General features: G+C 61.8%; 11 protein-coding genes. 6 read left to right on the forward strand and 5 right to left on the reverse strand.

What is annotated here, in order from left to right; all coding sequences use genetic code 11:
- Both RTX98_RS17960 and RTX98_RS17965 read right to left on the reverse strand, forming a co-directional pair.
- Positions 1–389 (reverse strand): glycosyltransferase (locus RTX98_RS17960; protein ID WP_312798167.1); only part of this gene is annotated, 389 nt, incomplete at its 3' end.
- Positions 390–509: 120 nt separating this feature from the next.
- A complete protein-coding gene (locus tag RTX98_RS17965; RefSeq protein WP_312798168.1) occupies positions 510–1196 on the reverse strand; it encodes a hypothetical protein in 687 nt (228 codons plus the stop codon).
- A 128-nt stretch (positions 1197–1324) separates the two neighbouring features.
- Between RTX98_RS17965 and RTX98_RS17970 the strand changes: the two genes are divergently transcribed.
- Positions 1325–1918 carry a DUF2585 family protein gene (locus RTX98_RS17970; RefSeq protein WP_312798169.1) on the forward strand — a complete coding sequence of 198 codons (594 nt, stop codon included), beginning with the start codon at positions 1325–1327 and terminating at the stop codon, positions 1916–1918.
- A gap of 201 nt (positions 1919–2119) precedes the next feature.
- Here the strand turns inward: RTX98_RS17970 and RTX98_RS17975 are convergent, their stop codons facing one another.
- A complete protein-coding gene (locus RTX98_RS17975) occupies positions 2120–2281 on the reverse strand; it encodes a Thivi_2564 family membrane protein (RefSeq protein ID WP_189504086.1) in 162 nt (53 codons plus the stop codon).
- Between the two features lie 73 nt (positions 2282–2354).
- Here RTX98_RS17975 and RTX98_RS17980 point away from each other — a divergent pair, with 73 nt between their 5' ends.
- Complete coding sequence (locus RTX98_RS17980; protein WP_312798170.1) at positions 2355–2882, forward strand: metallophosphoesterase family protein; 528 nt, start codon at positions 2355–2357, stop codon at positions 2880–2882.
- On the opposite strand, the gene RTX98_RS17985 is transcribed toward RTX98_RS17980, so the two are convergent.
- Complete coding sequence (locus RTX98_RS17985) at positions 2869–3414, reverse strand: TetR/AcrR family transcriptional regulator (RefSeq protein WP_312798171.1); 546 nt, start codon at positions 3412–3414, stop codon at positions 2869–2871. The genes RTX98_RS17980 and RTX98_RS17985 overlap by 14 nt on opposite strands.
- 127 nt (positions 3415–3541) lie before the next feature.
- On the opposite strand from RTX98_RS17985, the gene RTX98_RS17990 reads away from it, so the two are divergent.
- The 4 genes from RTX98_RS17990 to RTX98_RS18005 all read left to right on the forward strand — a co-directional run bounded on the left by RTX98_RS17990 (position 3542) and on the right by RTX98_RS18005 (position 9854).
- Entirely contained in the window at positions 3542–4738 is a 1197-nt protein-coding gene (locus RTX98_RS17990; protein ID WP_189504080.1) for an efflux RND transporter periplasmic adaptor subunit, read from the forward strand.
- Entirely contained in the window at positions 4735–7821 is a 3087-nt protein-coding gene (locus RTX98_RS17995; RefSeq protein ID WP_312798172.1) for an efflux RND transporter permease subunit, read from the forward strand. Before RTX98_RS17990 ends, RTX98_RS17995 begins: the two co-directional genes overlap by 4 nt.
- 18 nt (positions 7822–7839) lie before the next feature.
- Complete coding sequence (locus tag RTX98_RS18000) at positions 7840–8172, forward strand: hypothetical protein (protein ID WP_312798173.1); 333 nt, start codon at positions 7840–7842, stop codon at positions 8170–8172.
- Between the two features lie 65 nt (positions 8173–8237).
- On the forward strand, positions 8238–9854 hold the full coding sequence (locus tag RTX98_RS18005) for a GMC family oxidoreductase (RefSeq protein WP_312798174.1): 1617 nt from the start codon (positions 8238–8240) through the stop codon (positions 9852–9854).
- Here the strand turns inward: RTX98_RS18005 and RTX98_RS18010 are convergent.
- Positions 9851–10089: DUF2161 family putative PD-(D/E)XK-type phosphodiesterase (locus RTX98_RS18010; RefSeq protein WP_312798175.1), on the reverse strand; the 239-nt coding region annotated here is incomplete at its 5' end. The two genes, RTX98_RS18005 and RTX98_RS18010, sit on opposite strands and share 4 nt — an antisense overlap.

Here is a 10089-nt window from a genome sequence, read left to right on the forward strand (position 1 = left end):
TGATCGGCGGCCTGGCGGGGCGGCTGGCGCGCTTCGCCGACGCCTGCCTGCCGCACACGCGCGGCCATGCCCGGCTGGTCGAAGGCGAGTGGAATGCAGAGCATCGGAACGGTTGCGCTCAGAGCGTCCACGACGGTGTTGAGACCGGCATGGGTGATCACGACATCGGCGCGGGCGAGCGCTGCCTTCTGATCGACGCGGTCGACCACCCAGTCCGCATCGAGACGCCCCGCTTGGGTTGGCGTCAGGCCGCCACAATGGGCGATCATCAGCTGCACATCGAGCGTCCGGCACGCGCGCGCTATGCGCTGGAACAGGTTGAAGCGATGCCCTTGCAGCGTACCAAGCGAGGCAAACACGAAGGGGCGATCCCTGGCGATCTTCGGCATGGCTTGCGTGACCGAGATGGGCCGCGCGCCCCTCAGCGCGCCGACATAATGGAAGCCATCCGGTCGCTGCTTGCGGAGAAAGTCGAAGCCTTCCGTCAGCTGTGAAATCTGCGCCAGTGGCTACAGGCAGTCGATCAGCCTGGTCTTGGGCGCACAACCAAGCTGCGCGGCGCATTCGGCGATCGCGCGATCATGCCTGGCCGTCAGCCAGTCGGCGATGCGCTCGCCCACCGCGTTGCGCTTGGCGGCCGCGTCGCTGTCTTCGTAAGGCCAATCGAGAACCGGCAGCGGCACCATGGGTTCGCGATTGATCGGGGCTGCAACGGCGAGCGACACGAAGGGCAGTCCGCAATGTTCGGCAACCAGCGCGCCGCCGGCTTCCATCTGGTCGGTGACCACGGCCTCGATGCCATGCTGGCGCAACAAGGCTGGCGCCTCCATGCACAGCGTGCGGGTGATCGCGGCCATGTCGCTCACCGTGCGGCGGATGCCGAAGGGGAGCGATGGTCGTCGCGTGTTGCGGATCACCGATGTCGGCGACCAATCGCAGCGGGCTGGATCGAGCGCAATCAGCTCAAGGCTTTCCGGCAGAACGGCCGCAAGATCGGGATGGCCGACGTAAAAGCATTGATGGCCGCGTTCAGCCAATGCCGCGCCAAGTGCAGCCATGGCCTGCAAGTGGCTGGACAAACCAGGCGAGAAGAACGCGATGCGCAAGCCCGATGGCCCTTGTCTTGTGCAGCCTTCGCGCCGCCGATTGCTTGATTCCCAGAAATAGGGCTCGGATGGGAAATAGGGCTGGAACATCGCGCGGAAAGCCGCCTGAACTCAGCGTGATCGCGTCTCCTGCCACGGCAAAGAGGGGCAACCAAACCCTGACTGGAGCGCTTGCCGCCCTATATGGGAGCGATCGGTCATCCACTTGCGAGGCGTTCTTGACGAGTCACGATCTTGCTTCTGCCGCGCCACCGGCTGGCCGGGTCAAATTCATACCGCGCCCGGCACCTGTTCTCGTTTATGTCGCCACCGTTCTCGCGATCCTCGCCGCCAAGGCCGCCATTCTCTACTGGATGGGCAACGACGTGACCTGCGCTTGCGGCGTGAAGCTGTGGCTCAACGATGCGACCGGGCCGGAAAATTCCAAGCAGATTGCCGACTGGTATTCGCTTTCGCACCTCATTGCCGGCATGCTGTTTGCCGCCGTGATGTGGTGGACCTCGCGGCGCTGGCCCTTGGGCTGGATGATCGTCGCCGCAGCCGCGTTCAGCATGGGCTGGGAGGTGGTCGAGAACACGCCGTGGATCATCGCGCATTTTGGGGAGTCCGAGATCGGCGCGAACTATGCGGGCGACACGATCGTCAATTCACTGGGCGACAGCGTCTTCGTGCTTCTCGGCTTCGTCGCAGCCCTACGATTGCCGCTGTTTGTTGTGATTGCGCTGGGCCTGCTAGCGGAAGCGGCGGTGACCTTCGCGATCAACGACGGATTGATCCTAAGCACGATGCGGTTTGTGGGCGGCTTGTTCTAAAGGATGAGACTGGCCACGTAATTTGTTAATAATTTGTTAACCATCTTCCTGTGAGATGCTAATCAGTCACCTCGCCGGCGACCACGGATGAACTGGCGCCGGCAATGAGGTGACGCATAGAAAAGGTCGGCCTTGTGCCGGCCTTTTGTTTTTTGGCTGCTGGGCAAGCGCTGCCGGCCCGCAAATTGCTGCATCCTGGTTCTAAAACACAGCCAGATAGCGAAGCAGCGAGATGATGCCGATGATGATCACGATGAGCTGCACGATCTGGCGCATGCGAGCATCGAGCGGCAAACGCTGCACGAGCCAGAGCACCAGAATAATGACAAGGAAGGTGATCAGGATGCTGATCAGAACTGACATGGATTATCCCTCTCCACGGCGCCGATCGCCGTCAGCATCCATATAGGGGACACAAGGCAAGCGGCGAGGCGGGATGATCTACTTCACAGGTGACACGCATTTGCGCGAAGCGCGCGGTTTGCGCATCGACCGCCGCCCCTTTGCCTCCGTAGCCGAACAGGACGCAGCGCTGATCGCCAACTGGAACAACGTCGTGGGCGAGGATGACGAGGTCTGGCACCTCGGCGATTTCGCGCGGGGCGATCAGGCGGCGATCGAACAGCTTCTCACGCAACTGAACGGGCGCAAGCACCTGATCATCGGCAATAATGACCCTGAAGCAACCGTCGCTGCGCAGGGTTGGGCGAGCGTGCAGCACTATGCCGAACTCCGGCTCGAAGGGCATCACCTCGTCTTGTGCCACTACGCCTTCCGCACATGGAACGGGATGGGTAAAAGGTCGATCAACTTGCATGGCCATTCACACGGGCGCTTGAAGCCGATGCCGCGTCAGGTCGATGTCGGCGTGGATGCGCAAGGCTTTCGGCCAGTGTCGCTGCAGACCATCCTGACCAACAAGCGCTGGGCGAGGCTCAAGTCTCCTGACGCTAGCGCTGGCTGATCAGCGCGCGAAGCCGTTCGATCAGGCTCTTGATCTCGTCGGGCTTGGCGACATCCAGGCTGAGCAGGTCGCTGCTCTTCAAGCCACTGATGGCGCAATACAGGATCATTGCGAGTTCGGGGTCGCCGAGATCGGCCTTGATGCGGTCGAGCAGCTCACGCTCGTAGCGGCGCACGGGATTGAGGAAGGAAGGGTCTTCCGCAAGTGCTGCAAGGATGCCCGACGACGGAGGTCGCTTGCAGACGTGCTGTTCCACGAAAAGATCGAGATAGGCGTGCGCGACCGCATGACTTTCGGGCGGCCTGTCCGCTTCGCGTGCCTTTAGTGTCTGGTCATACTCTTGAACGAAAGTTTCGACGGTGGCTTCCAGCAGTCTCGATTTGGAGGGAAAGTGGTAAAGCAACCCGCCTTTCGAAACGCCGGCCTTGGCCGCAACCGCGTCGAGCGACAGATTGCCAGGTCCTGTTTCCCAGGCCAGTTCGGAAGCCGCTTGCAGAATACGGTCACGCGTTTCGTTGCGTCCTGTCACCATTGTGACATGAGCTCCTCTTGACAATACCGTCCAGACGGTACAGCTATCCCGCACTGCAACACAACTCTTTTCTGCTACCCTTGCGGTAGTTCACTGATTGAAACCCGCGTCCACCCGAGCTTTTCTCATGATCAAACGCCTCCTGATTGCCATCGTCCTGCTCGCCCTTGTCGGAGGCGCGATCGTTGGCTTCAACATGTTCCGCGACAAGGCCATCACGGACTTCTTCGCCAATATGCCGGTGCCGACGGCGACGGTTTCGACCGTTGCTGTCGAAAAGCGCAGCTGGACGCCGAACATCGAGGCGATCGGCACAATCAGCGCCAATCAGGGGGTCGATCTGACGGTGGAAACGGCCGGCGTGATCACCGAGATCAACTTCAAGGCCAATCAACAGGTCAAGCAGGGCGATGTTCTGCTGCGCTTGGACGATGCGGTGCAGCGCGCCGATCTCGAAGCGGCCAAGACGCAGGCAGCACTCGACCAGCAGTCGCTGAAGCGCGCGCAGGAACTGCAGCAGCGCGGCGTGGGCTCCAACGTTTCGCTGGATACCGCACAGGCTGCTGCCCAGACTTCAACCGCACAGGTGCAGAAGCTCGATGCCGTGTTGACCCAGAAGCAGCTGCGCGCGCCCTTCAGCGGCACCGTCGGCATTCCGCGTGTCGATGTTGGGCGCTATTTGTCGCCAGGCGATGCGGTCGTGACGCTGCAGGATGTCAGCACCATGCGCGCCGACTTCACCGTGCCGGAACAGCGCCTCGGCCAGATGCGCATCGACCAGCCCGTGATCGTGACGCTTGACGGTCAGGACGGCGAGTTCAAGGGCAAGATCACCGGCATCGATCCGAAGATCGACCCGGCTAGCCGCCTAGTTTCCATCCGTGCTGCGATCGAAAACCCCGACAATGTCCTGACCCCCGGCCAGTTCGCACGTATCAAGGTGCAACTGCCGGCCGAAAACGACATCATCATCCTGCCGCAAACGGCCGTCGTGACCTCGCTTTATGGCGACTATGTCTATGTCGTGCGTCCGATGGAGCAGAAGAAGGCGGAAGAAAACAAGGAACAGAAGGAAGAGCAGGGCGATGCCGCCGCTGCCGCAGGCCAGCCGCAAACGCCGCCGGCCACGCAGCAGGCATCCCAGGTCTTCGTTCAGCTTGGCCGCCGCAACGGTGCGGAGATCGAGGTCAAAGGTGGTCTCAATGTCGGTGACCAGATCATCACGGCCGGCCAGAACCGCTTGAGCAACGGAACGCCGGTTGCGATCGACAACACGATCGACCCGGCCAAGTCCGGTGAGCCGACACAGGTGTCGCAGCAATGAGCATTTCAGATATCTTCATCCGCCGGCCCGTTCTTTCGACGGTGCTTGGCCTCATGATCCTGCTCCTGGGTTTCCAGGGGTTGTTCAATCTTGCCGTGCGCCAATATCCGGAAGTCGAGGAAACGGTCATCACCGTGACCACGACCTATCCGGGCGCATCGGCAGACCTGATCCAGGGCTTCATCACCGCGCCGATTTCTCGCGCCGTCGCGACCACGGAAAACATCAACTACGTCACGTCGCAGAGCACGCCCTCGGCCAGCGTCGTCACCGTCACCATGACGCTGGGCTCTGATCCGGATTCGGCGCTGACGGAAGTGATCGCCAAGGTCAATCAGGTGCGCGGCGACCTGCCGACGGAGGCGGAGGACCCGGTCATCGTCAAGGGCACGGGCCAGCAGTTCGCCATGATGTATCTGGCGATGCAGAACCCTCAGATGACCAATGAACAGGTCACCGAATATATCGAGCGCGTTATTCGCCCGCGCATGTCGACCATTCCAGGTGTTGCCGAGATTCAGATCTTCGGCGCCGCCGATTACTCCATGCGCGTCTGGATCGATCCCATCCGTCTCGCCGCACGCGGCTTGACTGCGTCTGAAGTGCAAACCGCAATTGCCGCTTCCAACTTCCTTGCGGCACCGGGCAAGACCAAGAACAACCTCGTTTCCTACGCCATCACCGTTCAATCGACCTTGCAGAACCCTGAAGCGTTCGGCGCCTTGCCGCTGAAGGCCGAGGGCGACGAGGTCGTGCGTTTGCGCGATGTCGCCACGATCGAGCTTGCCGCCGAAAACACCGACACGATCGTGACGTTCAACGGTCAGCCCGGCACCTTTATCGGCGTGTTCCCGACGCCGGCTGCCAATCCGCTCGACACCGCAAGCGCGGTGATCAAGGAACTGCCGGCCATCCAGGCATCGCTGCCCGAGGGCATGACGATGACGATGATGTATGACTCCACCGAGCAGATCAGCGCGTCCATCGAGGAAGTTTTCAAGACGATCGCCGAAGCGGTGTTCGTCGTGGTCGTGGTCATCCTTCTATTCCTTGGCTCGTTCCGCTCGGTACTGATGCCGATCGTCACCATTCCGCTGTCGCTCATCGGCGTTTGCGCCGTGCTGCTGGCGATGGGCTATTCGATCAACCTCCTGACCTTGCTTGCGATGGTGCTGGCAATCGGCCTCGTGGTCGATGACGCCATCGTGGTGGTGGAAAACATCCACCGCCATATCGAAGAGGGGATGGAGCCACGCGATGCGGCCTTCAAGGGCATGCGCGAGATCACCGGCCCGATTGTCGCCATGACGATCACGCTGGCGGCCGTGTTCGCGCCGCTTGCCTTTACCGGTGGCTTGACGGGTTCGCTGTTCCGCGAATTCGCGCTCACCCTTGCCGGCGCGGTGGTTCTTTCGGGCATCATCGCCTTGACGATCACGCCGATGATGTCGGCGCGCCTGCTCAAAAAAGGCAATCACAGCCGCTTCCAGAAGTTCGTCGATCGCACCTTCGCGCGGCTGGAAAATCGCTACGAACGTCTTGTCGGCGGTTCGCTGAAATATCGACCGGTCACGCTGCTGATCGTGATCGTGCTGGTTGGCTTGACCGGCTTCATGTTCACAAAGACATCGAGCGAGCTGGCGCCTGAAGAAGATCAGGGCGCTCTCTTCGCGCTGGTGACGGCACCGCCCTACGCGACCGCCGAATACACCAATACCTACACAACCCAGATGCGCGGATTGACCGAAGATATTCCCGAGTTGCGGGCGAACTTCTCGGTTGTCGGCATGGGTGGTGCGACCAACTCGGCCTTTGCGCTCTGGGCCTTCAAGGACTGGGCGGATCGAGACCGGTCTCAAGCCGAAATCCAGCAGGATATCCAGGGCCGCATCTCCAAGGTCGCCGGTGTGGAGGCGCTGGTCTTCTCTCCGCCATCGCTGCCAGGTGCCGGTGGCGGTCTTCCGATCTCGCTGGTGCTCCAGACCACCGGTGAGTCCAGCCGCCTCTACGAACTGGCGGAACAGGTGCGCAAACAAGCGCAGGAATCCGGCCGCTTCATCGTGGTGCAAAACTCGCTGAAGTATGACGCCAACCAGGTTGTTGTGACCATCAATCGCGACCGCGCTGCTGCGCTGAACATTTCGGTTCGCGAGATCGGCGCAACGCTTGGCCTGATGGTTGGTGGCGGTTCGATCGCGCAGTTCGACCGCGATTCGAACAGCTACGACATCATCATGCAGGTGCCGCAGGAATATCGAAACAACCCGGAGAGGTTGGGCGAATTCTTTGTTCGCAGCACCACCGGCGAGATGGTTCCGCTGTCGGCGGTCGTGTCGATCAATACCGGCGTCACGGCCACGGCGATCGAGCAGTTCAACCAACTCAACTCCGCCACGATCTCGGCGCTGCCTGTGCCGAGCGTGACCACGGGTGAAGGTCTGTCGACGCTCGAAAACATCGCGCGTCCCCTCCTGCAGGACGGCTACTTCATCGATTATTCCGGTCAGTCGCGCCTTGAAGTCGAGCAGGGCAATACGATCCTGATCGCCTTCCTCGCGGCTGTCGTGGTGATCTATCTCGTGCTCGCGGCTCAGTTCGAGAGCTTCCGCGATCCGCTGATCATCATGATGTCGGTGCCCTTGTCGATCTTCGGCGCGATCCTGCCGCTCAACCTCGGTCTGGGAACGCTGAACATCTACACGCAGGTGGGTCTGATCACGCTGATCGGCTTGATCACCAAGCACGGAATTTTGCTTGTGGAGTTCGCCAACCAGCAGCGTGAAGAGCATGGGCTGAACCGCGTCGACGCCATTATCGCCTCGGCCAAGGTTCGTTTGCGCCCGATCTTGATGACCACGGCCGCCATGGCGCTCGGCATTGCGCCACTTCTGGTCGCGTCGGGTGCGGGTGCCGCAGCGCGTTTCGCGATGGGTCTGGTGATCGTCACCGGCATCCTGATCGGCACGATGTTCACGCTCTTCGTGGTGCCGATGTTCTACACTTTCCTTGCCCACAAGGAGACGCATGGCGAACGCCAAGCTAAGCACGACAAGCCGCTTGCCCTTCCCGCACCTGCTGAATAAGCGGGCAGCGTTCTGCCCATGAAGTATCCGGTTACACCTGATGGCCGGTACTTCGTGGTGCGGGGCAGGCTTTGGCGGACGAGCAAACCCGACCTCGGCGAGGCTGAGCGAGCGGGTTTGGTCAAGCAGTTGATGACGGCGCGCCGGGACATAGCCCTGGCGCGCCGTTCGCATGATGGGGACGCCGAAAAGCAAGCGCGTGGCCGCGTCGACCTAGCCAAGATCGGGCTGGGCGAACGCGGGCCGGTCTGGTGGACGGATGGAGCGCCCGATTACAACCGCAAGATGGCGGTGAACTCACCTTATGCCGACTGGTACAGCGCGCTGCAAAAACCCGAACCAGCGGCGTAACCCGTTGCGGTTCGATGCCAGCCGGTTCATGATTCCACCCGGAGGACGTATTCGGGAGGGTTGGAATGGCGGCTGCGCGGGACACCGAGAGCTTCGACTATATCATCGTGGGTGCCGGCTCGGCCGGCTGTGTGCTGGCCAATCGCCTGTCGGCTGATCCCAACACCCGCGTTCTCTTGCTCGAAGCCGGCGGCCGTGACCTCTACCATTGGATCCACATTCCCGTCGGCTATCTCTACACGATCGGCAATCCACGCACCGACTGGATGTTTCAGACCGAGGTTGAGAAGGGCCTGGGCGACCGGGCGATCGGCTATGCGCGCGGCAAGGTCCTGGGTGGATCGTCGTCCATCAATGGCATGATTTATATGCGCGGTCAGGCTGAGGATTATGACGGCTGGGCGCAGGCCGGCAACACCGGCTGGTCTTGGGCCGACGTGCTGCCGGTCTTCAAGAAGTTCGAGCGCTTCTATGATGGCGCCAGCGAATTTCACGGCGCCGAGGGCGAGTTGCGCGTCGACAAGCAGCGGCTGAAATGGGCGGTACTAGATGCTGTGCGCGATGCCGCGCAGGAGATCGGCCTGCCGCATTCGCACGACTTCAACACCGGAGATAATGAAGGCGTCGGCTATTTCCATGTGACGCAAAAGGGCGGTTTGCGCTGGAGCGCCGTGCGCGCCTTTCTCAACCCCGCCCGCAAACGCCCGAACCTGAAGATCACCACCAAGGCCACCGTCGAAAAGGTGACGGTGAAGGACGGCCGCGCCACTGGCATCGCCTACCGCGTGAATGGCCAGGAAATGCAAGCGCTGGCCGCGCGTGAGGTGATCCTGAGCGCCGGCGCGATCGGCTCGCCGCATCTGCTGCAACTGTCAGGCATCGGGGATGGCGAGACGCTGGGCGAACACGGGATCGATGTTGTGCGTCACCTGCCGGGCGTCGGCCGCAACCTGCAGGACCATCTGCAGATACGTGCCGTCTATGGCGTCACCGGCATTCCCACGCTGAACCAGTTCGCCAACTCACTGTTCGGCCGCGTGCGGATGGGGCTGGAATTCGCGCTGCGCCGCACCGGGCCGCTCACAATGGCGCCGAGCCAGCTCGGCATCTTCGCCAAAAGTAATGAGCGCTATGCGACCCCCAACATCGAGTTCCACGTCCAGCCGCTTTCCACCGAAAAGCTCGGCGAGCGGCTGCATGATTTTCCCGGCGTCACCGCTTCGGTCTGCAATCTGCGCCCGACCAGCCGTGGCTCGGTGACGCTGCGCTCGAAGGACCCGACCCAAACGCCGAAGATCGCGCCGAACTATCTGGCGACGCCGGAAGACGAGATGGTGGCGGTGGAATCGCTGCGCTATGCGCGCCGCTTGTTCGAGACCAAGGCCATGGCTCCCTACACACCGAGGGAGTTGAAGCCGGGACCGGAGGCGGTCAGCGACGACGATCTCCTGAAAGCCGCGCAACGGCTCGGCACCACGATCTTCCATCCGGTCGGCACGGCGAAGATGGGATCGGATTCGATGGCGGTCGTAGATGGCGATTTGCGCGTCCACGGCCTCCAAGGCCTACGCGTGGTGGACGCATCGGTTATGCCGACCATCACCTCCGGCAACACCAATGCGCCCACCATGATGATCGCGGAAAAGGCATCAGAAGCGATCCTGAAGGCCGCGCGCGCCTAAAGTCCCGGCACCTCCACCGGCCAGCGCAGCAGGGCCGCGCGGCCGGCATCGGTGATGTCATAGATCCCGCGCTCAGGGCTGACGAACCAGCCATAGACATTGCGGTGCAGGATCTTTTGCGCGTTGGGATTGGCCGGCCTGAGATCACGCGGCCGCTTCGGTCCATCCACCAGCATGGCGGCACAGGCCAGCGCTTCCTGGCGATAGGCGGTCATAATTGGCTGGCGTGTCATGC

Source organism: Tianweitania sp., assembly GCF_032053605.1.
Classification (GTDB): domain Bacteria; phylum Pseudomonadota; class Alphaproteobacteria; order Rhizobiales; family Rhizobiaceae; genus Tianweitania.

Excerpts from the sequence above, each read along its gene's own strand:
- RTX98_RS18000 (WP_312798173.1), top strand. The coding sequence starts at position 7,840 with ATGAAGTATCCGGTTACACCTGATGGCCGGTACTTCGTGGTGCGGGGC.
- RTX98_RS17965 (WP_312798168.1), bottom strand. The coding sequence starts at position 1,196 with ATGTTCCAGCCCTATTTCCCATCCGAGCCCTATTTCTGGGAATCAAGC.
- RTX98_RS17995 (WP_312798172.1), top strand. The coding sequence starts at position 4,735 with ATGAGCATTTCAGATATCTTCATCCGCCGGCCCGTTCTTTCGACGGTG.
- RTX98_RS17975 (WP_189504086.1), bottom strand. The coding sequence starts at position 2,281 with ATGTCAGTTCTGATCAGCATCCTGATCACCTTCCTTGTCATTATTCTG.
- RTX98_RS17985 (WP_312798171.1), bottom strand. The coding sequence starts at position 3,414 with ATGGTGACAGGACGCAACGAAACGCGTGACCGTATTCTGCAAGCGGCT.
- RTX98_RS17990 (WP_189504080.1), top strand. The coding sequence starts at position 3,542 with ATGATCAAACGCCTCCTGATTGCCATCGTCCTGCTCGCCCTTGTCGGA.
- RTX98_RS17980 (WP_312798170.1), top strand. The coding sequence starts at position 2,355 with ATGATCTACTTCACAGGTGACACGCATTTGCGCGAAGCGCGCGGTTTG.
- RTX98_RS18005 (WP_312798174.1), top strand. The coding sequence starts at position 8,238 with ATGGCGGCTGCGCGGGACACCGAGAGCTTCGACTATATCATCGTGGGT.